This window comes from uncultured Sphingomonas sp., from assembly GCF_913774285.1.
Taxonomy (GTDB): Bacteria; Pseudomonadota; Alphaproteobacteria; order Sphingomonadales; family Sphingomonadaceae; genus Sphingomonas.
This window is the reverse complement of record NZ_CAJYHX010000006.1, coordinates 130,397-152,374: the sequence shown is the minus strand read 5'-3', so window position 1 is coordinate 152,374 and position 21,978 is coordinate 130,397. Positions and strand designations below refer to the sequence as shown.

Annotated in this window: 25 protein-coding genes; 19 read left to right on the top strand and 6 right to left on the bottom strand. The window is 68.4% G+C overall.

The annotated features are described in order from the left end of the window. Window positions 1–150 precede the first annotated feature (150 nt). Window positions 151–1,395 carry a DUF3419 family protein gene (locus QZ670_RS02530; protein ID WP_294251699.1) on the top strand — a complete coding sequence of 415 codons (1,245 nt, stop codon included), beginning with the start codon at window positions 151–153 and terminating at the stop codon, window positions 1,393–1,395. Continuing rightward, window positions 1,392–2,054, top strand: a complete 663-nt coding sequence (locus QZ670_RS02525; protein ID WP_294251696.1) for a class I SAM-dependent methyltransferase — start codon at window positions 1,392–1,394, stop codon at window positions 2,052–2,054. Before QZ670_RS02530 ends, QZ670_RS02525 begins: the two co-directional genes overlap by 4 nt. 27 nt (window positions 2,055–2,081) lie before the next feature. Here the strand turns inward: QZ670_RS02525 and hemA are convergent, their stop codons facing one another. After that, window positions 2,082–3,326 carry a 5-aminolevulinate synthase gene (gene hemA / locus QZ670_RS02520; protein ID WP_294251693.1) on the bottom strand — a complete coding sequence of 415 codons (1,245 nt, stop codon included), beginning with the start codon at window positions 3,324–3,326 and terminating at the stop codon, window positions 2,082–2,084. Window positions 3,327–3,624: 298 nt separating this feature from the next. Here hemA and QZ670_RS02515 point away from each other — a divergent pair, with 298 nt between their 5' ends. Further along, on the top strand, window positions 3,625–3,795 hold the full coding sequence (locus QZ670_RS02515; RefSeq protein WP_294251690.1) for a hypothetical protein: 171 nt from the start codon (window positions 3,625–3,627) through the stop codon (window positions 3,793–3,795). Window positions 3,796–3,798: 3 nt separating this feature from the next. Here the strand turns inward: QZ670_RS02515 and murI are convergent, their stop codons facing one another. Then, window positions 3,799–4,596, bottom strand: coding sequence for a glutamate racemase (gene murI / locus QZ670_RS02510; RefSeq protein ID WP_294251687.1), 798 nt, complete (start codon window positions 4,594–4,596; stop codon window positions 3,799–3,801). Between the two features lie 141 nt (window positions 4,597–4,737). Here murI and plsY point away from each other — a divergent pair, with 141 nt between their 5' ends. Together plsY and dprA are read left to right on the top strand one after the other, a co-directional pair. Beyond that, window positions 4,738–5,322 carry a glycerol-3-phosphate 1-O-acyltransferase PlsY gene (gene plsY / locus QZ670_RS02505; protein WP_294251685.1) on the top strand — a complete coding sequence of 195 codons (585 nt, stop codon included), beginning with the start codon at window positions 4,738–4,740 and terminating at the stop codon, window positions 5,320–5,322. Continuing rightward, a complete protein-coding gene (dprA, locus tag QZ670_RS02500) occupies window positions 5,315–6,394 on the top strand; it encodes a DNA-processing protein DprA (RefSeq protein WP_294251683.1) in 1,080 nt (359 codons plus the stop codon). The genes plsY and dprA overlap by 8 nt, the downstream gene beginning before the upstream one ends. Window positions 6,395–6,398: 4 nt before the next feature. On the opposite strand, the gene QZ670_RS02495 is transcribed toward dprA, so the two are convergent. Continuing rightward, window positions 6,399–7,772, bottom strand: coding sequence for a hypothetical protein (locus QZ670_RS02495; RefSeq protein ID WP_294251681.1), 1,374 nt, complete (start codon window positions 7,770–7,772; stop codon window positions 6,399–6,401). Window positions 7,773–7,902: 130 nt separating this feature from the next. Here QZ670_RS02495 and yghU point away from each other — a divergent pair, with 130 nt between their 5' ends. Continuing rightward, window positions 7,903–8,808, top strand: coding sequence for a glutathione-dependent disulfide-bond oxidoreductase (gene yghU / locus QZ670_RS02490; RefSeq protein ID WP_294251679.1), 906 nt, complete (start codon window positions 7,903–7,905; stop codon window positions 8,806–8,808). 9 nt (window positions 8,809–8,817) lie between these two features. Here yghU and QZ670_RS02485 read toward each other — a convergent pair whose 3' ends face one another. Further along, complete coding sequence (locus QZ670_RS02485; RefSeq protein ID WP_294251677.1) at window positions 8,818–9,318, bottom strand: hypothetical protein; 501 nt, start codon at window positions 9,316–9,318, stop codon at window positions 8,818–8,820. Window positions 9,319–9,445: 127 nt separating this feature from the next. Here QZ670_RS02485 and topA point away from each other — a divergent pair, with 127 nt between their 5' ends. The 11 genes from topA (at window position 9,446) to QZ670_RS02430 (ending at window position 19,148) form a co-directional block, all read left to right on the top strand. Continuing rightward, on the top strand, window positions 9,446–12,046 hold the full coding sequence (topA, locus tag QZ670_RS02480; RefSeq protein ID WP_294251676.1) for a type I DNA topoisomerase: 2,601 nt from the start codon (window positions 9,446–9,448) through the stop codon (window positions 12,044–12,046). A gap of 207 nt (window positions 12,047–12,253) precedes the next feature. After that, window positions 12,254–13,018: an exonuclease domain-containing protein gene (locus QZ670_RS02475; protein WP_294251674.1), complete on the top strand. Its 765-nt coding sequence runs from the start codon at window positions 12,254–12,256 to the stop codon at window positions 13,016–13,018. Between the two features lie 104 nt (window positions 13,019–13,122). Next, window positions 13,123–13,575, top strand: a complete 453-nt coding sequence (locus QZ670_RS02470; RefSeq protein WP_294251672.1) for a YbgC/FadM family acyl-CoA thioesterase — start codon at window positions 13,123–13,125, stop codon at window positions 13,573–13,575. A gap of 6 nt (window positions 13,576–13,581) precedes the next feature. Then, window positions 13,582–14,268, top strand: a complete 687-nt coding sequence (tolQ, locus tag QZ670_RS02465) for a protein TolQ (RefSeq protein WP_093298119.1) — start codon at window positions 13,582–13,584, stop codon at window positions 14,266–14,268. 4 nt (window positions 14,269–14,272) lie between these two features. Beyond that, on the top strand, window positions 14,273–14,713 hold the full coding sequence (gene tolR, locus QZ670_RS02460; RefSeq protein ID WP_294251669.1) for a protein TolR: 441 nt from the start codon (window positions 14,273–14,275) through the stop codon (window positions 14,711–14,713). A 1-nt stretch (window position 14,714) separates the two neighbouring features. Next, a complete protein-coding gene (locus QZ670_RS02455) occupies window positions 14,715–15,659 on the top strand; it encodes a cell envelope biogenesis protein TolA (RefSeq protein ID WP_365894597.1) in 945 nt (314 codons plus the stop codon). A 10-nt stretch (window positions 15,660–15,669) separates the two neighbouring features. Next, window positions 15,670–17,067, top strand: a complete 1,398-nt coding sequence (gene tolB / locus QZ670_RS02450; protein WP_294251666.1) for a Tol-Pal system beta propeller repeat protein TolB — start codon at window positions 15,670–15,672, stop codon at window positions 17,065–17,067. Between the two features lie 65 nt (window positions 17,068–17,132). After that, entirely contained in the window at window positions 17,133–17,645 is a 513-nt protein-coding gene (gene pal / locus QZ670_RS02445; RefSeq protein WP_093298123.1) for a peptidoglycan-associated lipoprotein Pal, read from the top strand. 130 nt (window positions 17,646–17,775) lie between these two features. Then, a complete protein-coding gene (locus QZ670_RS02440) occupies window positions 17,776–18,681 on the top strand; it encodes an SPFH domain-containing protein (RefSeq protein WP_294251663.1) in 906 nt (301 codons plus the stop codon). Window positions 18,682–18,690: 9 nt separating this feature from the next. Continuing rightward, window positions 18,691–18,909 (top strand): toxin-antitoxin system HicB family antitoxin, encoded by a 219-nt coding sequence (locus QZ670_RS02435; RefSeq protein WP_294251660.1) that lies wholly within the window; start codon window positions 18,691–18,693, stop codon window positions 18,907–18,909. Then, entirely contained in the window at window positions 18,906–19,148 is a 243-nt protein-coding gene (locus QZ670_RS02430; RefSeq protein ID WP_294251657.1) for a hypothetical protein, read from the top strand. The genes QZ670_RS02435 and QZ670_RS02430 overlap by 4 nt, the downstream gene beginning before the upstream one ends. 3 nt (window positions 19,149–19,151) lie before the next feature. On the opposite strand, the gene QZ670_RS02425 is transcribed toward QZ670_RS02430, so the two are convergent. Further along, a complete protein-coding gene (locus tag QZ670_RS02425; RefSeq protein WP_294251652.1) occupies window positions 19,152–19,595 on the bottom strand; it encodes a hypothetical protein in 444 nt (147 codons plus the stop codon). 165 nt (window positions 19,596–19,760) lie between these two features. Here QZ670_RS02425 and ruvA point away from each other — a divergent pair, with 165 nt between their 5' ends. Together ruvA and QZ670_RS02415 are read left to right on the top strand one after the other, a co-directional pair. Continuing rightward, window positions 19,761–20,357 (top strand): Holliday junction branch migration protein RuvA, encoded by a 597-nt coding sequence (gene ruvA, locus QZ670_RS02420; protein WP_294251649.1) that lies wholly within the window; start codon window positions 19,761–19,763, stop codon window positions 20,355–20,357. 9 nt (window positions 20,358–20,366) lie between these two features. Further along, window positions 20,367–20,924: a DUF4337 domain-containing protein gene (locus QZ670_RS02415; protein ID WP_294251646.1), complete on the top strand. Its 558-nt coding sequence runs from the start codon at window positions 20,367–20,369 to the stop codon at window positions 20,922–20,924. A gap of 155 nt (window positions 20,925–21,079) precedes the next feature. Here the strand turns inward: QZ670_RS02415 and QZ670_RS02410 are convergent, their stop codons facing one another. Beyond that, the gene (locus QZ670_RS02410) at window positions 21,080–21,970 is read right to left on the bottom strand and encodes a 2-hydroxyacid dehydrogenase (RefSeq protein WP_294251644.1); all 891 of its coding nucleotides are present in this window, start codon (window positions 21,968–21,970) and stop codon (window positions 21,080–21,082) included. Window positions 21,971–21,978 lie beyond the last annotated feature (8 nt).

Below are 21,978 nucleotides of genomic sequence, written 5' to 3'. Positions count from 1 at the left end.
CTTTCCACCGCCCGGCTGCGGCGGGTTGCATGGTGAAGGATTGATTTCCCGGGGCCGCTGTCACAAGGCTGCAAAGCTTTTGTCACAGGGGGTGTGGGGAGCTTGTTCGGCGGGGCGCCGGGCGGGCTGGTTCGCCGGGAGTCGTTTCGAATGCCATCTATCGCCAAGTCGCCGAAGAACGATGCGGTCCGGGGTGCGGTGCACCGCCACGAGCATCTTTCCAAGGAAGGCATCCTCGAGCGCGCCTTCACCTTCGCGTTCCGCGGCCTGGTCTATGCCCAGATCTGGGAAGACCCGGTGATCGATATGGAAGCGCTGCAGATCACGCCTGAGAGCCACATCGTCACGATCGCCTCGGGCGGCTGCAACGTCTTTTCCTATCTGACGGCGAACCCGGCGAAGATCACCGCCGTGGACCTCAACCCTGCGCACATCGCGCTCAACAAGCTCAAGCACCAGGCGGCGCTGCGGCTGCCGGACTATGAGTCCTTCCATCGCTTCTTCGGCCTGGCCAACCGCCCGGAGAATATCGACGCCTACAAGACCTATCTGCGTGGGAACCTCGACGATACCTCGCGCGCCTATTGGGACGGCCGCGCGCCCAACGGCGTGCGCCGGATCAACGGCTTCAAGACCGGCTTCTATCGCCAGGGCCTGCTCGGTCGGCTGATCGGCTTCGTCCACTGGCTGGGGCACCGCTACGGCATCGATCCAAGGGAGATCCTGCAGGCCAAGACGATCGAGGAGCAGCGCCACATCTTCGAGACGCGCTTCGCGCCCTTCTTCGACAAGAAGCTGCTGCGCTGGATGGTCGACCAACCCGCCGCGCTGTTCGGCTTCGGCATCCCCCCGGCGCAGTACGACCTGCTCAAGGTCGACGACCAGGAAGGCATCACCGGCGCGCTGCGAAGCCGCCTGCGCAAGCTCGCCTGCGACTTCGACCTGAAGGACAATTTCTACGCCTGGCAGGCCTTCGGCCGCGGCTATGGCGAGCATGAGGGCGCGCCGCTGCCTCCCTATCTCGAGCGCAAGAATTACGAGCTGGTGCGCGACCGTGCCGACCGCGTCGAGATCCGCCACACCAACTATGCCGATTATCTCGAGTCGATGCCGGCCCAGTCGCTCGATCGCTACATCCTGCTCGACGCGCAGGACTGGATGACCGACGCGCAGCTGACCCGCATCTGGACCGAGATCACCCGCACGGCGAAGCCGGGCGCGCGCGTGCTCTATCGCACCGCGGCGGTGCCGGACGTGGTCCGCGGCCATATCCCCGACGAGCTGATGAACCAGTGGCAATATGAGGACCAGGCCAAGCTCGACGACTGGACCCGCCGCGACCGTTCGTCGGTCTATGGCGCGACCCATGTCTGGACGCTGAAGCCGCACGCATGAGCGGCAACGCGGCGGCGGGCGATCAGAAAGGGCTGATGGATGCGACCTATGCACTCCATCGCCACTTCTACGATCTCACGCGCAAATTCTATCTGCTCGGCCGCGACCGGCTGATCCGCGAGCTCGCGCCGCCGCCGGGCGGCACGGTGCTCGAGGTCGGCTGCGGCACCGCGCGCAACCTGATCGTCGCGGCCAAGCGCTGGCCGAACGCCCGGTTCTACGGCTTCGACATCAGCGAAGCGATGCTCGATACCGCGCGCAAGTCGGTGGCGAAGCGCGGCCTGAGTGACAAGATCACGCTGGCGCAGGGCGATGCCGGGGCGTTCGACGTGGGCACGCTGTTCGGGCTGGAACAGGTCGACCGCGTATTCATGAGCTACACGCTGTCGATGATCCCGCCGTGGAAGGAAGCGATCGCGCTGGGAGCCAAGGCGCTCGCGCCGGGCGGCAGCCTGCACATCGTCGATTTCGGACAATATGAGCGCCTGCCCGGCTTCGCCAAGCGCTTCCACTTCAAGGAACTCAACGCCTTCCACGTTTACCCGCGCGCAGATCTTCGCGAGGTGGTGGAGGCGATTGCGGCCGAGCAGGAGCTGACGGCCTCGTTCCGGTCGTCTCTGCGCGGCTATACGTGGAGCGCAGTGCTGCGGCGGCCCTGATCGCTCAGGTGCCGCCGATGGGCGCGCTTACGCTGCGAGCCGCAGTTCCAGCCTTCCCCAGATCTCGACCAGCGCGTCGACCAGCTCGCGCATCATCGCTTCGTCGTGCGACGGGCCGGGGGTGAAGCGCAGCCGCTCGGTGCCGCGCGGCACCGTGGGGTAGTTGATCGGCTGCACGTACACGCCGTACTCGGCGAGCAGCACGTCGCTGATCTTCTTGGCCTTGACCGGATCGCCGACCATCAGCGGCACGATGTGGGTGGTCGAGGGAAGCACAGGCAGCCCGGCGTCGTTCATCAGCTGCTTGAGCATCGCCGCGGCGGCCTGCTGGCCCTCGCGCTCGACGCTGGAGGCCTTGAGGTGGCGCACGCTCGCCAGCGCGCCGGCGACCAGCACCGGCGACAGCGAGGTGGTGAAGATGAAGCCCGGCGCATAGCTGCGGATCACGTCGATGATCACCTGGTCGGCCGCGATATAGCCGCCCATCACGCCGAACGCCTTGCCCAGCGTGCCCTCGATGATCGTCAGCCGGTCGGCGAGCCCCTCGCGATCCGAGATGCCGCCGCCGCGCGGACCGTACATGCCGACGGCATGGACCTCGTCGAGATAGGTGAGGGCGTTATACTTGTCGGCCAGGTCGCAGATTTCGGCGATCGGCGCGATGTCGGCGTCCATCGAATAGACGCTCTCGAACGCGATCAGCTTCGGTACCGAGGGGTCGTCGGCGGCGAGCAGCTCTTCGAGATGGGCGACGTCGTTGTGGCGCCACACCCGCTTCTCGCAGCCCGAATTGCGGATGCCCGCGATCATCGAGGCATGGTTGAGCTCGTCCGAATAGATGATGCAGCCCGGCATCACCTTGGCGAGGGTCGCCAGCGTCGCCTCGTTCGAGACATAGCCCGACGTGAACAGCAGCGCGTTCTCCTTGCCGTGCAGGTCAGCCAGCTCGCGCTCGAGATCGATGTGGTAATGCGTGTTGCCGCCGATGTTGCGCGTGCCGCCCGAGCCGGCGCCGACATCGTGCAGCGCCTCTTCCATCGCCGCGATCACCTTGGGGTGCTGGCCCATGGCGAGGTAATCGTTCGAGCACCACACCGTGATCGGCTTCGGCCCGTTATGCCCGGCGAAGCAGCGCGCATTGGGGAACATGCCCTTGTTGCGCAGGATGTCGATAAAGACCCGGTAGCGCCCCTCAGCGTGGAGGCGGTCGATGGCCTGGGTGAAGACCCGCGTGTAATCGATCGCGGGTGCGGAGGCGTCTGGGCGCTGCATGGACGTGATCTCTACGCCTTAATTTCCAGCAATTCTAGCACGTGAACTACCGTATAGGTTTGGGATTGCTCCCCGGAGCATGACCGCGGGGGCCATGCCTCGCAAATAGGCGATGCATGCCGCAGATGCAGCATCCGGACTGATGAAGATTCTCGCCATCGGTTATCGATCCTTGCGCAAGATCAGGGATCTGAAGCTTCGCTTGTGGTAAATAAAGCGTATCGCGGACGACTCGGGGCGCCAGCATGTCCGCGGCTGGGAGACGATTGCGCTCCCGCTCGGCATCGGAGGGCAGCCCATGGCGAAGAACGACATCGAATATTTCGAACGGCGCGCGCGGCAGGAGCGCGAGCGCGCAGGCAAGTGCGACGACAGCAGCGCGCGGCGCGTGCATCTGGAGATGGCCGATCGCTACACCGCCAAGGTCGCGGTGCGCGATCCGCAGGCGATCCTTGGCGACTTCGCCTGAAGCTTACAGAGTCTCGATCCGGCTGAGCCCGTAGCGGGCCAGCGTCGGAGCGAGCGCATCGGCGCGGTGATCCCGTGCGGTGAACACGGCGCGGCCGGGGGGCAGGTCGGCGGGCCAGCTCTGTTCGCGGGTGAGGTAGGCGACTCGGCGCGCGATGCCGGGGCCGCCATCGACGAACTGCACGCCTTCCGGCACCACCGCGCGCATTTCGGGCTCCAGCAGCGGGAAGTGCGTGCAGGCATTGACGATCACGTCGATGCGCTCGCCGCCGGGCTGGTGGAACAGGCCGTCGAGTTCGTTGGCGATCACCTCGGGCGCGATCGTCTCGCCCGCAAGCTTGGCCTCGGCCAGTTCGACCAGCGCCGCCGAGCCGTGGCGCAGCACCGTGCAGTCGTCGGCGAAACGCGCGGCGAGATCGTCGACATAGGGCTGGCGCACCGTCGCCGCGGTGCCCAGCACGCCGATCGTCCGCGTCCGGCTCATCTCCGCCGCCGGCTTGATCGCGGGTACCGTGCCGACGATCGGCAGGTCGAGCGCGGCGCGGACATGCTGGAGCGCGATCGTCGAGGCGGTGTTGCAGGCGATCACGATCAGCCGCGGATCATAGCGCTCCGCCAGCCGCCCGAGCAGCGCCGGCACCCGCGCGGCGATTTCCGCCTCGCTCTTGGTGCCATAGGGAAAGCCCGCCGAATCGGCGACATAGACCAAAGGCGCCTGGGTGAGCAGCGCGGTGGTGGGCCCGAGCACCGACAAGCCGCCGACACCGGAATCGAAGAACAGCACGGGACGACGATCGGCCATGCGCCCGCCATGGCCGAGGCACCGCGACAGCGTCAACACGAGCGTCCGTCTGCACGCTGATGCAGATCATTGCGTTTGGGTAAGGGAAGCGGCTAAACGCAGGAACGAAAGGGGGCCGCATTGCCCACGGAAGTTCCATGGATGGCCCCGGCCGGGGCCTTGTTGCTCGGTTATCTGCTCGGTTCGATCCCCTTCGGGGTGCTGCTCACGCGCGCCGCGGGGGCGGGGGACCTGCGCCAGATCGGATCCGGCAATATCGGCGCGACCAACGTGCTGCGTACCGGCCGCAAGGGCCTGGCGGCGGCGACGCTGCTGCTCGATATGGCCAAGGGCGCGGTGGCGGTGCTACTTGCCGCGGCCTTCCTGCCCGGCTCCGCCGCGCTGGCGGCGACCGCGGCGTTCATTGGCCATTGCTATCCCGTCTGGCTGAAGTTCCGCGGCGGCAAGGGGGTGGCGACGCTGATGGGCGTGGTGCTGGCGCTCTACTGGCCCTCCGGCCTCGTCTATGCGGCGGTGTGGCTGGGACTGCTGGCGACGGTGCGAATCTCCTCGGTCTCGGGCATGGCGGCGGCGATCAGCGCGCCGGTGAGCGCGGCGTTCTTCGGCCGGCTCGACCTGGTGCTGATGCTGCTGGCGCTGGCGCTGATCGTGCTGTGGAAGCACCGCGAGAATATCGACCGGCTGCTCAGCGGCGCCGAACCCAGGGTCGGCAGCAAGCGTGGCTGACGGGCGGGAGCCGCGGCTGAGGCTGCTGCGCTCCGCCAATGTCGGTCCCGTCACCTATGCCCAGCTGATCGCCCGCTTCGGCACCGCCGAGGCGGCGCTCGACGCGCTGCCGATGCTCGCCGCGCGCGGCGGCGGGCGGGCGCCGCAGATCGCCGATGCCGGCGCGGTGCGACGCGAGATCGCCGCGGTCGAGCGGCTCGGCGCGCGCTACCTGTTCCTCGACGATCCCGCCTATCCGTCGCTGCTCGCCGAGCTGGACAACGCGCCGCCCGCGCTGATCCTGCGCGGCAACATGGCGGTGCTGGAGCGGCCCTGCGTCGCGATGGTCGGCGCGCGCAACGCCTCGGCGGCGGCATGCCGCTTCGCCCGCCAGCTCGCCATCGGGCTGGTCGAGCAGGGCGCGAGCGTGGTCTCCGGCCTGGCGCGGGGCATCGACACCGCCGCGCATCAGGGTGCGCTCGCCGGGGGGACGGTGGGGGTGATCGCCAGCGGCATCGACATCGTCTTCCCGCCCGAAAACGCAGAGCTGCAGGAGCGGGTCGCCCGCCAAGGCCTGCTCGTCACCGAGCAGCCGCCCGGGACCGAGCCGCTGGCGCGGTTCTTCCCGGCGCGCAACCGCATCATCGCCGGGCTGTCGCTGGGCACGGTGGTGGTCGAGGCGGCGCCGCGCTCGGGCAGCCTGATCACCGCGCGGATCGCCGCCGAGGCGGGGCGCGAGGTGATGGCGGTGCCCGGCTCGCCGCTCGATCCGCGCGCGCAGGGCTGCAATCTGCTGATCCGCGAGGGCGCGATCCTCGTCCAATCCGCCGACGACATCTGGGAGCAGGTGCGGCCGATCGACTCGCGGGTCGTGCGGTCGCCACGCGATCGCTTCGGCGCAGCGTCGCCCGAGGACGCCAGTGATGCAGACCGCTCGCGTGTGACCGGTCTGCTCGGCCCTGTGCCGGTCGGCGTGGATGAGCTGATCCGCCAGTCGGGCTGCGCGCCTGCAGTGGTGCAGACGGTGCTGCTCGAGCTTGAACTCGCAGGCCGGCTCGATCGTCACGCCGGTGCGCGGGTGTCGCTCCGCTAGCCGCTCAGCGCAGCCCGAACGCCTGGAGATAATAGGCGCCGAAGCCGTCGCCGATCAGCAGTTGCCCGGGCCCCAGCCGCCCGACCAGATAGGCAGCGCCGACCAGCAGCGAGGCGAGAACCGAGATGGTCGCTAGGATCGCCGTCCAGCGCGGACCCGGCGCCGGCCCCCCGCGGCCGGCCACGATCAGGCCCGAAAAAGCGAGAAACTCGAACAGCGGGTAGAAATCTAGCCGGTAGCGGAAGTTCATGCTCACCGCGCACAGCATCAGCCCGGCTGGGATCGCGAGCCCCAGCGCAACCGCGATGCCGCGGGCGCGGTCGGCGGTCGCATGGCGCATCCAGCCGAGGATCGCGAGCACGCCCAGCACCAGCACCAGCGGATCGGTGAGCAAGAAGCTGCTCGGCGGCAGCTCGGCGGCGTCGATCCATTTGCTGCGGGTGGCCTCGAGCAGCAACTGCCCGTCGGCACCGCGCAGCACCCAGATCGGCGCGAAATAATAGACCAGGCCGAACGGCACGCGGTGGAGGTTGAACAGCCCCTGTTCGGCCAGGCGCACCATCCGGTCCGGATACCAGGCGTTGTAGTTGTAATGGTGATAGTCGGCGAAGGTGAAGGGATTGCCCCAGCGCCCGATATTGACCCCGGCCGTGACCAGCCCGAACAGCATCAGCATCAGCACCGGAGGGCCCGCGCTCGCGAGCCAGCCGCGCAGGTCGGCGCGGCTACGCACCGCCTCGACCAGCAGCACGCCGCCGAACGCCGCGACCAGCCCGATGCCGAGCGACACGCGGGTCAGCATCGCAAGGCCCGCGGTAAGCGCCATCACCAGCAGCGCGCCGCGCCCCAGCCCGCGCAGCTGCGCCTGGATCGCCGCCGCGACGAACAGCGCCCCCCATAGCGCCGCCCACAGGCACACCTCCTGGTAGAGGCTGAAGCGCAGGAAGCAGGTCTGCGCGCCGGCGAGCACCAGCACCACCGCCATTGCCCGCCCCAGCCATGTGGGCAGGCCGGGCAGTTCGCGCCGGATCAGCCGCAGCGTCCACAGCTTGGTCGCGATCATGCCGGCGAGTGCGACGAGGCAGGAGCCGATGGTGAAATCGAGCATGCGCCAGCCGGGAAAGACCATCATCGGCAGCCGCAGCAGCGCGGGCAGCGGCCCCCAATAGGCCATGACCTGCCCGTGGATCGTGAACCCCTCGCGGCCCACCGTCCCCGGATAGACGTCGAACCGGCCGCGCAGCAGATGGTCGAGCATCGAGTTGAACGTCAGCTCCAGCGGATGCACCTCGCGCGGGATCAGCGCGATCGCATAGGTGCCGAGGATCGCGACCAGCGCGAGCCCGGCGATGCGAAGGAGGCGGGGGGCTGCCGTCATCGCGGCGCCTTTGCCCGCGGATGCGAGTGGCCGCAAGCGCCGGAAGTTGGATCGATCCCGCGGAGGCCACTGGCAAGTCGCCGCCCGCGCCCTACATGCCGCCGGCAAGATCCTCTGAGGAGACACAAGCATGGCCGACGCCCCCGATCCCGCGAACAACCTTCCCGCCGGCTATGTGCCGCCCCAGGTTTGGGAATGGGCGCCGGGCAATGGCGGCCAGTTCGCCAACATCAACCGACCGGTCTCGGGCGCGACGCACGAGAAGGAACTGCCGGTCGGCCGCCACCCGATCCAGCTCTATTCGCTCGGCACGCCCAATGGGCAGAAGGTGACGATCCTGCTCGAGGAACTGCTCGCCGCGGGCCATGCCGGCGCCGAGTATGATGCGTGGAAAATCAACATCGGCGAAGGCGACCAGTTCGGCAGCGGCTTTGTCGCGATCAACCCGAACTCGAAGATCCCGGCGATGGTCGACCATTCGATCAGCCCGGCGCTGCCGATCTTCGAGAGCGGCGCGATGATGATCCATCTCGCCGAAAAATTCGGAGCCTTCCTGCCGACCGACACGGCCAAGCGCGCGCAGACCCTCAGCTGGCTGATGTGGCAGATGGGCTCGGCGCCGTTCCTCGGTGGCGGCTTCGGCCATTTCTTCGCCTATGCGCCGATCAAGATCCAGTACGCGATCGATCGCTATGCGATGGAGGCCAAGCGCCAGCTCCACGTGCTCGACACGCATCTGGCAACCCACCGCTACATGGTGGGCGACGAGTACACGATCGCCGACATGGCGATTTTCCCCTGGTACGGCGCGGTGGTGCGCGGCGAGACCTATGCGGGCGCCGACGTGTTCCTGAATGCCCAGGAATATCCGAACCTGCTGCGCTGGGCCGCCGAGATCGCCGATCGCGAGCCGGTGCGGCGCGGACGGCTGGTCAATCGCGGCACCGGTCCGGAGGACCAGCGCGTTCCCGAGCGGCACGACTCCGGGGATATCGATGTGGTGCTGGCGCGGATGCGGGCCGCCCAGCCTGCCTGATCCAGGCGCTCAGCGACAGGCGGTCTCGACCGCGCCGGCGCGGCACAGCGTCGCGCGGTCGAGCTCGGCCTTCGCCCAGCTCGCCTGCACGTCGGTCGGCACGGAACGGAAGGCGACCTGCAGGATGTACAGCTTGCCGCTGGCCGGCACCACACGCTGGAACATCGTTTCCGCCTGGCCGGTGGTGGGATTGCGGGGGCAGTCGATCCGGACGTCGACTCCGCGGGGGCCCCTGCTGGCCGGGCTCGCCACCGCGCCGGGGCAGGCCTGCTGCCAGCGCTCCGCCATGCGCGTGCTGAACAGCATCGGATCGACGGGCGCGGGAAAGGTGATGCGGGTGATCATACGGGTCCACGCCTCGACGGTCTCGCCCTTGGCGACGCGCTCCTCGATCGCGGAGCCGTTGGGCGATTCCTCGTGGAACGCGGTCGTGAAGCCCTCCGCCATTGGCCAAGCCAGCGTGTCGTCGGCCTGCAGGGTGACCAGTGCGATCAGTGCCAGCGCGTGCATTTCCATTCCCCCTCGTCCTGCCGGGCGTGGTAGCAGCCTTGCCCGGGCGGCGAAACCGTCCGCTTGACGCGCCGCAGCGTCGCCCCCCACCTTACACGCGTACACGTAGGGATCGATCGAACACCTCATGCAGCTTGTCATCGTCGAGTCGCCCGCCAAGGCGAAAACCATCGAGAAATATCTCGGCAAGGATTATCGCGTTCTCGCCAGCTATGGCCATGTCCGCGATCTGCCGGCCCGCGACGGGTCGGTGAACCCTGACGAATCGTTCGCGATGGAGTGGGAGACCTATGCCGACAAGTCGAAGCAGCTGAAGGCGATCGCCGACGAGGCGAAGAAGGCCGACCGCCTGATCCTCGCCACCGACCCTGATCGCGAAGGCGAGGCGATCAGCTGGCACGTGCAGGAAGTGCTGCGTAACAAGAAGGCGCTCCCCAAGGAGGTCGAGCGCGTCACCTTCAATGCGATCACCAAGCCCGCGATCCTCGAGGCGATGCAGCGCCCGCGCGAGCTGGATACCGACCTGATCGACGCCTATCGCGCCCGCCGCGCGCTGGACTATCTCGTCGGCTTCACCCTCTCGCCGGTGCTGTGGCGCAAGCTGCCCGGCGCCAAGTCCGCCGGCCGCGTCCAGTCGGTGGCGCTGCGGCTGATCGTCGGGCGCGAGCGCGAGATCGAGAGCTTCGTCGCGCAGGAATATTGGTCGGTCATCGCCGAGATGGAATCGGACGGCACGCCGTTCCAGGCCCGTCTCGTCAAGTGGAAGGGCGAGAAGCTCGACCGGCTGTCGATCGGCGACCAGGCCAGTGCCGAGGCCGCCAAGAAGGCGGTCGAGGAAGGCCGCTTCACCGTCGTCGCGGTCGAGACCAAGCCGGCGATGCGCAACCCGCCGCCGCCCTTCACCACCTCGACGCTGCAGCAGGAGGCCGCGCGCAAGCTCGGCTTCTCGGCCAGCCATACGATGCGGATCGCGCAGGCGCTCTATGAGGACGGCGCGATCACCTACATGCGTACCGACGGTGTCCAGATGGATCCCTCGGCGATCCAGGCGGCGCGCAAGGCGGTGGCCGATCGCTATGACGGCAGCTACGTGCCGGACAAGCCGCGCCAGTACCAGACCAAGGCGAAGAACGCCCAGGAAGCCCACGAGGCGATCCGCCCGACCGATTTCAGCAAGGACCGTGCAGGCACGGGCGACCATGCCCGGCTGTACGACCTGATCTGGAAGCGCGCGCTCGCCAGCCAGATGGCCTCGGCGCGCATGGAGCGCACGACGGTCGACCTGGCGGACGGCACCGGCCAGCACGGCCTGCGCGCCACCGGCCAGGTGGTGCTCTTCCCCGGCTATCTCGCCCTCTACGAAGAGGGCAAGGACGACGAGGGCGACGAGGACAGCCGCCGGCTGCCGCGCATGTCCGAAGGCGCCTCGCCCGCCAAGAAAGCGGTCAACGCCGAGCAGCACTTCACCCAGCCGCCGCCGCGCTTCTCCGAAGCCTCGCTGGTCAAGCGGCTGGAAGAGCTGGGTATCGGCCGGCCTTCGACCTATGCCTCGATCATCCAGGTGCTCAAGGACCGCGCCTATGTGCGGGTGGAGAAGAACCGCTTCTTCGCCGAGGAGAGCGGCCGCCTGCTGACCGCGTTCCTCGAGCGCTTCTTCGAAAAATACGTGTCGTTCGACTTCACCGCCGAGCTGGAGGAGGAGCTGGACGACGTCTCCGGCGGCCGTGCCGCCTGGCAGGCGGTGCTGGAGGCGTTCTGGCGCGACTTCAAGCCGCGCACCACCGAGGTGATGGAGCAGAAGCCCTCCGACATCACCGCGGCGCTCGACCAGTTCCTGGAGCCGTACCTGTTCCCCGCCAAGGCGGACGGCAGCGATCCGCGGCTCTGCCCGAATTGCGGGGTCGGCAAGCTGGCGCTGCGCGGCGGCCGTTTCGGCGCGTTCGTGGCCTGCTCCAACTATCCGGAGTGCAAGTACACCCGGCGCTTCGGCCAGCCGGGCGGCGAGGGAAGCGAGGATACGGGGCCGGAAGTGCTGGGGCAGGACCCCGAGACGGGGCTCAACGTCGAGCGCAAGTCGGGCCGGTTCGGGCCGTATATCCAGCTCGGCGAGGGCAAGGATGCGGCGCGGGCGTCGATCCCGAAGGACGTCGATCTCGATCTCGAATGGGCGCTGAAGCTGCTCAAGCTGCCGCGCACCATCGGCAACCATCCGGAGACGGGCAACCCGATCACCGCCTCGATCGGCCGCTATGGGCCGTATCTGGCGCATGACGGCAAATACGCGCGGCTCCAGTCGACCGCCGAGGTGTTCGAGACCGGCATGAACGCGGCGGTGGTCAAGCTGGCCGAGGCGGCGGCGGGCGGCGGTCGTCCGGCGCGCGGTGCAGCCCGCGAGCCGCTCAAGGTGTTCGGCAAGCATCCTCGCACCGAGGCCGAGATCAAGCTGATGGAGGGCCGCTATGGCGCGTACCTCACCGACGGCGAGACCAACGCGACGCTGCCCAAGACGATCGACAAGGACGCGCTGACCTTGGAGGAAGCCGCCCAGCTGATCGACGCCAAGGCGGCGATGGGCCCGGTCAAGGGCAAGGCGAAGAAGAAGACGCCGGCGAAGAAGGCCGCGGCGAAGAAGCCGGCGGCCAAGGCTGCGGCGGGCGAGAAGGCTACGGCGGCCAAGAAGCCCGCCGCGAAGAAGGCCCCGGCGAAGAAGAAGGCGGCGGCAGAGTAAGCGGACGAACCAAGGCGGCCCTATCAATCGTCATCCCGACGAAAGTCGGGATCCATTCGCCACTAGGCCTCGGCAAGAGCCGAGACGGCGAAGGCAATGGATCCCGGCTTCCGCCGGGATGACGAGGTGTGTGAAGCGCGCCCACACTTTGGCGGCAGCCCACGCTTTCGGCTGGCAATTCCCCCCGAAAACCCCCACATCGCGCGCATGGCTCCGCCAACCCCCTCGATCATCCGCGTCATCGACCTCGAAACCACCGGCGACAAGCCGCCCGTTCACGCCGTATGCGAGATCGGCTGGCAGGACGTGGCGCTGGGCGCCGACGGCCGCTGGGAATTGTACGGCGAAGGCGGCAATCGCCTCGTCAATCCAGGCCGCGGCATCCCGCCGCTGACCATGGCGATCCACCATATCCGCGACGAGGACGTGGCCGACGCGCCCTATTGGCACGACGTTGCCCGTCCCATCCTCGATCCTTGGCCGCGCCGCGTCGCGCTCGCCGCGCACCGCGCGACCTTCGAGGAGCAGTTCTGCACCCCTGCGCTCACCCGCGGCGCGGATTGGATCTGCACCTGGAAATGCGCGCTGCGGCTGTGGCCGGACAGTCCGGGCTTCTCCAACCAGATGCTGCGCTACTGGCGCCGGCCCGAAGGCATGGAGCATGAACGCGGCCTGCCTGCGCACCGTGCTTTCCCCGACGCCTATGTGACCGCGTTCCACCTGCGCGACATGCTCAACGAGGCGAGCGTCGCGCAGCTGGTCGAATGGTCGAGCCAGCCGGGGCTCTTGCCCCGCGTCCGCTACGGCCCCGATCGCGGCAAGGAGTGGAGCGAGATCTCCGAGGATTCGCTCGAAGGCTTCCTCACCGATCGCGACGAGGATGTGCGGTTCACGGCGGAGACGGAGCTGGCAAGGCGGCGCGGTGGGGCGCCGGTGGGGCGCGGGAGTTCCACCCAGCGGCTGCTGTTCTAGGACTTCCAGATCCTCCCCGTGCCGGGGAGGATCGAAGGCCCCCACCGCAGCTTAACCCCCTTTGGGGTTCCGCTAGGGCATCGCCTCCGCTAGGAGGCCAATCCATGACCTGCAGCGACCAAGCCCCTGCCGGCCGGTTCGACGGCCGCGAGCACCGCTTTGCGCTGCGCGTCTATTTCGAGGACACCGATCTCACCGGGGTCGTCTATCACGCCAATTACCTGCGCTACATGGAGCGCGCCCGATCGGACATGCTCGACGTCGCAGGCATCGACCAGCGCGGCGTGTTCGAGGCGGGCGGTGGGGCCTATGCCGTGGCCGGGCTCGACATTCGCTATCGCGCCCCGGCGAAACTCGGCGACACGCTGGTGGTTGTCAGCAGACTGATCCGATTGCGCGCCGCCGTCGTCACTATTCAGCAACGAGTCATGCGGGACGAAACCATAGTCGCCGAAGCAACCGTGGAGGTGGCGTTTGTCGCCCCCGGCGGTCGCCCGCGGCGGCAGCCGGCCGAATGGCTGGCCGCGTTCGAACCGCTCGTGTGGAAGGAGAGTTAAGCGTCCATGCCGTCCGTCTCAACCGGTGCCGTCCTGTCGCCGATCCATCTGTTCCTGGAAGCCGACATCGTCGTGAAGCTGGTCATGATCGGCCTGCTGCTCGCCAGCCTGTGGACCTGGACGATCATCGTCGGCTTCGCGCTGAAGGTCAGCGGCCTGCGCAAGGAGATGCAGCGCTTCGAGACCGAGTATCGCGAAGCGGATGACTTCGACGAATTCCACCGCCGCGCCGCAGGACGCGACCAGCCGATCGCGCGCGTGTTCGCCGCGGGCGTCAGCGAATGGCGCCGCTCGACCGCAGGCAAGACGATCGACCGCGAAGGCACGCGCGAGCGCCTCGCCACCGCGATGGGCGCCACCGTCGCGATGGAGATCGATCGGCTTTCGGACCGGCTGAACTTCCTCGCCACCGTCGGCTCCGTCGCACCGTTCGTGGGCCTCTTCGGCACCGTCTGGGGCATCATGCGCAGCTTCACCGGCATCGCCGCGGCGCAGAGCTCGTCGCTCGCCGTCGTCGCGCCGGGCATTGCCGAGGCGCTGTTCGCCACCGCGATCGGCCTGTTCGCCGCCATCCCGGCGGTGATCGCCTATAACCGCTACAGCCACGCCGTGAACCGCGTCGAGGCGCGGCTGAACCGCTTCGCCGACGGCTTCCACGCGACGCTGAGCCGTCGCCTGGAGATGGAGGGCTAAGCCGATGGCCATGCACCTCCCCTCCGGCAAGGGCCGCGGCCGCCGCGCGCCGATGGCCGAGATCAACGTCACCCCGCTGGTCGACGTGATGCTGGTGCTGCTGATCATCTTCATGGTCACCGCGCCGCTGCTGACCGCCGGCGTGCAGGTGAACCTGCCCGAGAGCCGCGCCAAGGCGCTCGACCAGGAGCAGAAGCCGGTCCAGATCTCGATCGACGACAAGGGCCAGATGTTCCTCGACAATGATGCGGTGAGCGATGCCGAGCTTCCCGCCAAGCTGGAAGCGATCGCGGCGAAGAAGGGCCCCGACGGCAAGCCCGCCGCGATCTATCTGCGCGGCGATACCGCGCTCGGCTATGGCAAGGTGATGCGGGTGATGGGCGAGCTCAACCAGGCCGGCCTCAACAAGGTCTCGTTGCTCACCGAACCGAGCGACCAGCGCTGAGGTGAGCGAGACCATGGACCGTAGCGAGCGGATCGGGCTCGGCGTATCCGTCGCGGCGCATGCCGCGGTGTTCGCCGCGCTCGTGCTCAGCTTCGCGAAGACGCTGCCGCAGGAACCGCCCAAGGCGATTCCGATCGACATCTCGCTCGCCGACAAGGTCGGGCTGGAAAGCAGCGCGCCGGTGCCGAGCCAGGAGGAGCTGGCCGCCAAGAAGTCGCCGGTCGAGGCGCCGGCGGAGCCCGAGGCAGCCCCGCCGCCGTCTCCGGAACCGCAGCCGCAGCCCAAGCCGCAGCCCGCGCCGCCGCAGCCTCAGCCGGCCCCGCAGCCCAAGCCCCAGCCGCCCCAGCCCAGGCCGGCACCGGCCGAAAAGCCGCAGCCCAAGCCGAAGCCGGCGCCCGCCGAGAAGCCGCAACCGGCCAAGCCCGCGCAGCCGGCCAAGCCGGCGCCGCCCTCCAAGGCCGCGCCCGCCAAGCCGAGCAACGCGCCCGCGCAGAGCGCCGCGACCGGCAGCGCACGCCGCCCGGTGAAGCCGACCGGCAACCTGGCCGGGCTCGATCTCGGCCGCTCGAACAACAAGACCGCCAGCACGTCGCTGCAGAATCCCGGCAGCAAGGCCTCCGCCGAGGATGTGGCGAGCTTCCGCGGCGTGATCGCACGGCAGATCCAACCCTGCGCCAACCGCCAGGTCACCCCCGGGCCGGGCGCGGAGCGCATCCGCGTGCTGCTGCGCGTGAACTTCAATCCTGATGGCTCGCTGGCGGGCGATCCGGACATTACCGGTGTACAGGGGAACGATGCGACCAATGGTCGGTATGTGGAGCGGGTGAAGGATCTGGCGATCGCCACCTTCAAGGGCTGCACGCCGATCCGTGGGCTGCCCGCCAGTCTCTATGCCGTGCCGAGCGGCTGGAAGAGCCTGGCGTTCAGCTACAAGCTGCCTGGATGAGGATGAAGCGATGAAATTCAAATTTGTGGCCCTTGCGACGGTCTGCCTCGCGACCGCGGCCCACGCCCAGACGACCCCGCCGCCGCCGATCGCCAACAGCCCGGAGGCGCAGAGCCAGGCCGCACAGCCGGCGCAGCAGGGCGGCGGCCAGCCGGTGATCGACATCGTCGGCGGCATCTCCGCGCCGATGCCGATCGCGATCCCGACGATGCCGACGTCCGCGGTGGTCGACACCCCCGCGGGTTCGACCGACGTGCTGGGCCAGAAGCTCGCCGACATCATCACCAACGATCTGCGCGGCTCGGGGCTATTCACCCCGGTGCCGCCGGCGCAGCTGCGCACTGTCGTCTTCCCCGAAGTGACCGCACCCGCCTATGATTATTGGGGCGGCACCGGCGCCCAGTCACTGGTGCAGGGCTATGTCCGCGCCAATTCGAACGGCACGCTGACGGTCGGCTGCTATCTCTACGACGTTTCCTCGAAGGTCGAGCTGATCCGCCAGGGCTTCGTCGTGTCGCCGGGCGAATGGCGCCGCGCGGGCCACAAATGCGCCGACGCGATCTATGCGCGGCTGACCGGCGAAGGCCCCTACTTCGATACCCAGGTCGTCTACATCGCCGAGAGCGGCCCCAAGAACCGCCGCCGCAAGCAGCTGGCGATCATGGACCAGGACGGCGCCAACCACCGCTTCCTCACCAACGGTCAGTCGATCGTGCTGACCCCGCGGCTGAGCCCCAAGCTCAACGCGATCCTGTACATGAGCTTCGAGCGCGATCGCCCGTCGATCCACATCTACGACCTGGCCTCGCGCCAGGATCGCGTGCTGGTGGCGAACGTGGCGCTGAACTTCGCGCCGCACTGGTCGCCGGACGCGCGCTGGGTGGTGTTCTCGATGGCGGTCGGCGGCAATACCGACATCTACCGCGTGCCCGCCAGCGGCGGCACCCCGCAGCGGCTGACCACTTCGCCCGGCATCGACACCGGCGGCAGCTATTCGCCGGACGGCTCGAAGATCGTGTTCGAAAGCGATCGCGGCGGCACCCAGCAGCTCTATGTGATGAATGCGGACGGCTCCAACCAGCACCGCATCAGCTTCGGCGGCGGGCGCTATGCGGCGCCGGCATGGAGCCCGCGCGGCGACCAGATCGCCTTCACCCGCATGGGCGGCGGCGCGTTCCGCATCGGCGTGATGAATCCGTCGGGCGGCGGCGAGCAGCTGCTCACCAACAGCTGGGGTGACGAAGGCCCGAGCTGGGCACCCAATGGCCGCGTGATCATCTTCTTCCGCTCCGCCCAGGGATCGGGCCGTCCGGACCTCTGGACGGTCGACCTGACCGGCCGTGCGACGCGAAAAGTGCCGACGCCGCTCGATGGCTCGGATCCAAATTGGGGTGCCGTGCGTCCCTGACACCAAGTAGAAACTCTAGCGTAACGAATGCGCGGCATGCGCGACAACCGTACAAGGAGGATTTCATGACCAAGCTCGTCCCCAGCCTGATGCTCGGCGTGGCACTCGTCGCCACCGCGGCCTGCTCGAAGAAGCCGCCGAAGGAACTGCCGCCCGCGCCGACCGAGACCCCGGCGCCGAGCCAGCCCTATGGCAATGGCGAGACGACGCAGACCACGCCGATGTCGGAGCAGTTCCGCCGCGAGGTGACGAGCGACACGATCCACTTCGGCCTCGACCAGTATGACGTCGACCAGCAGTCGCGCGCGATCCTCGACAGCCAGGCCAAGTGGCTTGTCGCGCACCCGAACGTCCGCATCACGCTGGAAGGCCATTGCGACGAGCGCGGCACCCGCGAGTACAACCTCGCGCTGGGCGACCGCCGCGCCAATGCCGCGAAGAACTATCTCGCGGCGCAGGGCGTCTCGGCCGATCGCATCACCACGATCAGCTACGGCAAGGAACGTCCGGTCGCGATGGGTTCGGACGAAGCCGCCTGGGCGCAGAACCGCCGCGCGGTGACGCTTGTCCTGAACTGAGTTCAGGCCTGAGCCGAACGACAAGGCCGCCGGGGCGAAAGGCTCCGGCGGCCTTTTTCGTGCCCGCCGAATCCGCTTGTCCACCCTCCTGATTCGATATAAATATGATATCATAATTCAGGAGGGAAAGATGACGGACGTACGGAGCACCGCACCCGCATTGCGCCAGAGCACCGAGTCGGTAGCGCGCACGGCGAGCGGCTACGGCATGTTGTTGGTCGCGATGGCAGCGCTGGCCTTGGGCGGGCTGGCCTTCACCCAGATCGATCGACTGCCGGACTGGATGGTGGTCGCCTGGATCGTGCTCGCGTCGCTCGTCTTCCTCTTCGTGCTGTGCGGCTTCTACCTGCTCCAGCCCAACCAGGCGGCGGCGATCCTGCTGTTCGGCGACTATCGCGGCACCGATCGCACCACCGGCCTGCGCTGGTCGTGGCCGTGGCTGATCAAGACCAAGGTGTCGGTCCGCGCCAACAACATGATCTCGGACAAGATCAAGGTGAACGACCTGCGCGGCAACCCGATCGAAATGGCGGCGCAGGTGGTGTGGCGGGTGACCGACACCGCCCAGGCGCTGTTCGACGTCGACGACTACAAGGCGTTCGTGAACGTCCAGATCGAGGCGGCGGTGCGCACCATCGGCTCGCGCTATCCCTATGACGATTTCGAGCATCAGGAAGTCACCCTGCGCGGCAACCACGACCAGGTCGGCGGCGAGCTTCGCGCCGAGCTGATCGCGCGGTTGGCGGTAGCCGGTATCACCGTCGACGAATGCGGCTTCACCCACCTCGCCTATGCGCAAGAGATCGCCGGCGCGATGCTGCGCCGCCAGCAGGCCCAGGCGGTGGTCGCGGCGCGCAAGGCGCTGGTGGAGGGCGCGGTCGGCATGGTCGAGATGGCGCTCGACCAGCTCTCGGCGAAGAATGTCGTGGAGCTCGACGACGAGCGTCGCGCCGCGATGGTCTCGAACCTGATGGTGGTGCTGTGCGGCGAGCGCGACACCCAGCCGGTGGTGAATGCTGGCTCGCTCTATCAGTAAGGCCGTGGCGTGAGCGTACCCCCGCAGAAAAAGGCCTTCCCGCTCCGCCTCGATCTGGCGCTGTACGCCGCGATCGAGCGGAGCGCGGCGACCGATCTGCGCAGCGTCAACGCGCAGGTGGAGTGCCTGCTGCGCGAGGCGCTGGCGCGGCGGGGGGTGAAGCTCGCCGAGCCGGTTCGGCCCAGGCGGGGCCGCCCCCCCAGGGATTCGCAAGGAGACGAGGAATGACCGAGGATCGCGTGCGCCCGGGCTTCTGGTTCAAGCCCAAGGCATTCGGCTATGGTGCCACGCCCGCGACGTGGCAGGGCTGGCTGGTCGTGGCGATGTTCGTGCTGCTGACCGGGCTGATCGTGCACCTGGCGACGCCGCGCCACCCGCTGTTCCTGACGCTGCTGGCGCCGCTGACGCTGGCCCTCGTCTGGGTCAGCCGGGCCAAGACCGACGGCGACTGGCGCTGGCGACCCTGAGCCTCAGGCGACGAGGGCGAAGGCCGGTCCGTCGCCATCGTCGTTCGCAGCCGGACGGGCAGGCCGACGCGTCCGGCGCGCGCGCGGGAGGCTACGGCTGAAGCGCGCCGCGACCCAGTGGCGCAGCCCGCGAATGCGCATTGCGGTAAACACGGTGGCCGTCGTTAGCGCGACGTCGACCAGCGTGCCGATCTCGAACATGCTCGCCCAGGCAATGGCCTCCGGCGCCATCATCCCGAATACAACGGCACCCTCGGTCTCCATCACCCAAACGATCGCGATGGCAGCGGCCACGAAGCCGAGGACGAGCACCACCTCGCCGCGCGACCAGCGGTTGCACCAGCGGGCAGGGGCCTCCACGAGCACCCGTCGCAGCGTCCGGCCAACGGGGGTCCCTTCGGCCACCAACAAGGCGAACCAGAACAGCAGCAGCGTCACTTGGATCATCGTGAAGTCCCCCCAGTTGGCGAAACATCGGTGCGGACTTGCGGCATTGCCAGCCCGAAAGCGCGGAAAATCGCTTTCTCCTATCCCCTGTTCCGCTTATGTACCGGCGATGCTGCTGCCTGCTTTCCCGCTGCCGCCGGTGCCCTTCCTTTCGGAGTGCCGCCGATGATTGCCCATCTTCGCGGTGCGCTCGCCGCCAGCGGCGCCGATCATGCGGTGATCGACGTGAACGGCGTCGGCTATCTCGTCGGTGCCTCGGCCAAGACGCTCGACAAGCTGGGCGCGGTGGGCGAGCAGGTCACGATCCATACCGAGATGCTGGTCAGCGAGGATTCGATCCGGCTGATGGGCTTCGCCACCGCCGATGAGCGCGACTGGTTCAAGCTGCTCACCAGCGTGCAGGGCGTGGGCGCCAAGGTCGCGCTGGCCATTCTGTCGATTCTCGCGCCCGAGGAACTGCGCACCGCCGTTGCCCGCGCCGACTCCGCGACGATCGCGCGGTCGAACGGGGTGGGGCCCAAGCTCGCCCAGCGCATCGTCAACGAGCTGAAGGACAAAGCCGGCGGGCTCGCGCTCGGCGGTGTGGGCGCGGCGGCCGCGCCGAGCGGTGGAGCCGGGGCCGATGCGGTGTCGGCGATGCTCAACCTCGGCTTCAAGCCGGCGGAGGCCAGCGCGGCGGTCAACGCCGCCAGCGACGAGCTGGGGCCGGCGGCCACGCTCGACGCGCTGGTGCGGCTCGCCCTGCGCAAGGCGGCCAAGTAAGGGGCGATCATGGAAATCGAAGTCTCCGCCGAAGCCAAGGACAAGCGCCTCAACCGCCGCGTCGCCGTCACCGTGGTGATCCTTTCGGTCTTCACCGGCGTGTGCGGTATCAAGGACGGCAACATCGTCCAGGCGATGCAGCAGGCGCAGTCCAGTTCGGTCGACCTGTGGAACGAGTATCAGGCGACCAAGACCAAGCAGCATCTCGCCGAAACCAGCCGCGCGCAGATCGCGGCGATGGCGAGCGATCCCGCGAAGGTGGCGCCGGTATTGAAGGGGCTCGACGCGGACATCGCCAAGTACAAGGTCGAGGCGCCCAAGCTCGCTGAGCAGGCCAAGGCGCAGGCGGCGCTGTACGACGCACTCAATATCCATGACGACCAGTTCGACGCCAGCGACGCGGCGATCGCCACTGCGATCTCCGTCGCGGCCGTCTCCGCGCTGGCCGAAAGCAGCTGGCTGCTCGTGGTCGCCTGGGTGTTCGGCGCGTTCGGGCTGTTGATGGGGCTGTGCGGCTTTGCCGGCTGGGGGTTCCATCCCGACGTGCTGAGCACCTTACTCGGATGAGGAAGCCCTCCTCAAGATCCTCCCCTCTAAGGGGAGGTGTCGCGAAGCGACGGAGGGGTGTCCACGCTGGTGCGGCATACTTGCGTTTCGACCCGGGACACCCCTCCGTCAGGCCTTCGGCCTGCCACCTCCCCTTCCAGAGAAGGATGCCACCGTCACAGCAGCGGCGTCGGCAGCGACTCGCCGGCGAAATGGGCGTCGAGATTGGCGAGCACCAGCGCCGCCATCGCTGCGCGCGTCTCCGCCGTGGCGCTGCCCTGATGGGGGGCGAGCACCACCTGCTCCATCGATCGCAGCGCTTCGGGCACGTGCGGCTCTTCGGCGAACACGTCGAGCCCCGCGCCGGCGATGGTGCCGGCCCACAGCGCAGCGATCAGCGCATCCTCGTCCACCAGGCTGCCGCGAGCGACGTTGACCAGCACGCCCGCGGGGCCGAGCTTGTCCAGCACCGCCGCGTCCACGACATGCGCCGTCGCCGCGGTGCCGGGCGCCGCCAGGATCAGCACGTCGCTTTCCTCGGCGAGGCTGGCGATGTCGGGCAGATAGCGCCAGGGCACCGATTTCGCGCTGCGGGCGGTATAGAGCACCTCGCGTGCGAAAGGCGCAGCGCGGGCGGCGATCGCGGCGCCGATCTTGCCCATGCCGAAAATGCCGATGCGGCGGCCGCTCGCGTGGCGGCCGAGCGGCGCCTTCCAGCCGCCGCGGCGCACCAGCGCATCGTTGGCGGCGATCCGGCGCTGCACCGCCAGCATCAGCCCGATGGCGAGGTCGGCGACGTCGTCGGTCAGCACGTCGGGCGTGGTCGACACCCGCACGCCGCGGGCGCGCAGGGCATCGAGGTCGAGCCCGTCATAGCCGACGCCGTTGATCGCGACGATCTCCAGTGCCGGAAACCGTGCCAGCGTCTCGGCACGCAGCTGCAGCTGTCCGCCGCCGACGATCGCCCGCGTCGACGCGGGCGGGTCCTTCTCATGGACGGTGAAGCGTCGGTCGAGCTCGGCGCGAAGGCTGGGCGATGCGGGCGTCGCGAGGTACAGGTCCGTCATGGCGACCT

What these genes read in the sequence shown, in the direction of transcription:
- QZ670_RS02530 (WP_294251699.1), top strand. Translation starts at nt 151, where the DNA reads ATGCCATCTATCGCCAAGTCGCCGAAGAACGATGCGGTCCGGGGTGCG.
- QZ670_RS02525 (WP_294251696.1), top strand. Translation starts at nt 1,392, where the DNA reads ATGAGCGGCAACGCGGCGGCGGGCGATCAGAAAGGGCTGATGGATGCG.
- hemA (WP_294251693.1), bottom strand. Translation starts at nt 3,326, where the DNA reads ATGCAGCGCCCAGACGCCTCCGCACCCGCGATCGATTACACGCGGGTC.
- QZ670_RS02515 (WP_294251690.1), top strand. Translation starts at nt 3,625, where the DNA reads ATGGCGAAGAACGACATCGAATATTTCGAACGGCGCGCGCGGCAGGAG.
- murI (WP_294251687.1), bottom strand. Translation starts at nt 4,596, where the DNA reads ATGGCCGATCGTCGTCCCGTGCTGTTCTTCGATTCCGGTGTCGGCGGC.
- plsY (WP_294251685.1), top strand. Translation starts at nt 4,738, where the DNA reads ATGGCCCCGGCCGGGGCCTTGTTGCTCGGTTATCTGCTCGGTTCGATC.
- QZ670_RS02495 (WP_294251681.1), bottom strand. Translation starts at nt 7,772, where the DNA reads ATGACGGCAGCCCCCCGCCTCCTTCGCATCGCCGGGCTCGCGCTGGTC.
- yghU (WP_294251679.1), top strand. Translation starts at nt 7,903, where the DNA reads ATGGCCGACGCCCCCGATCCCGCGAACAACCTTCCCGCCGGCTATGTG.
- QZ670_RS02485 (WP_294251677.1), bottom strand. Translation starts at nt 9,318, where the DNA reads ATGCACGCGCTGGCACTGATCGCACTGGTCACCCTGCAGGCCGACGAC.
- topA (WP_294251676.1), top strand. Translation starts at nt 9,446, where the DNA reads ATGCAGCTTGTCATCGTCGAGTCGCCCGCCAAGGCGAAAACCATCGAG.
- QZ670_RS02475 (WP_294251674.1), top strand. Translation starts at nt 12,254, where the DNA reads ATGGCTCCGCCAACCCCCTCGATCATCCGCGTCATCGACCTCGAAACC.
- QZ670_RS02470 (WP_294251672.1), top strand. Translation starts at nt 13,123, where the DNA reads ATGACCTGCAGCGACCAAGCCCCTGCCGGCCGGTTCGACGGCCGCGAG.
- tolQ (WP_093298119.1), top strand. Translation starts at nt 13,582, where the DNA reads ATGCCGTCCGTCTCAACCGGTGCCGTCCTGTCGCCGATCCATCTGTTC.
- tolR (WP_294251669.1), top strand. Translation starts at nt 14,273, where the DNA reads ATGGCCATGCACCTCCCCTCCGGCAAGGGCCGCGGCCGCCGCGCGCCG.
- tolB (WP_294251666.1), top strand. Translation starts at nt 15,670, where the DNA reads ATGAAATTCAAATTTGTGGCCCTTGCGACGGTCTGCCTCGCGACCGCG.
- pal (WP_093298123.1), top strand. Translation starts at nt 17,133, where the DNA reads ATGACCAAGCTCGTCCCCAGCCTGATGCTCGGCGTGGCACTCGTCGCC.
- QZ670_RS02440 (WP_294251663.1), top strand. Translation starts at nt 17,776, where the DNA reads ATGACGGACGTACGGAGCACCGCACCCGCATTGCGCCAGAGCACCGAG.
- QZ670_RS02430 (WP_294251657.1), top strand. Translation starts at nt 18,906, where the DNA reads ATGACCGAGGATCGCGTGCGCCCGGGCTTCTGGTTCAAGCCCAAGGCA.
- QZ670_RS02425 (WP_294251652.1), bottom strand. Translation starts at nt 19,595, where the DNA reads ATGATCCAAGTGACGCTGCTGCTGTTCTGGTTCGCCTTGTTGGTGGCC.
- ruvA (WP_294251649.1), top strand. Translation starts at nt 19,761, where the DNA reads ATGATTGCCCATCTTCGCGGTGCGCTCGCCGCCAGCGGCGCCGATCAT.
- QZ670_RS02415 (WP_294251646.1), top strand. Translation starts at nt 20,367, where the DNA reads ATGGAAATCGAAGTCTCCGCCGAAGCCAAGGACAAGCGCCTCAACCGC.
- QZ670_RS02410 (WP_294251644.1), bottom strand. Translation starts at nt 21,970, where the DNA reads ATGACGGACCTGTACCTCGCGACGCCCGCATCGCCCAGCCTTCGCGCC.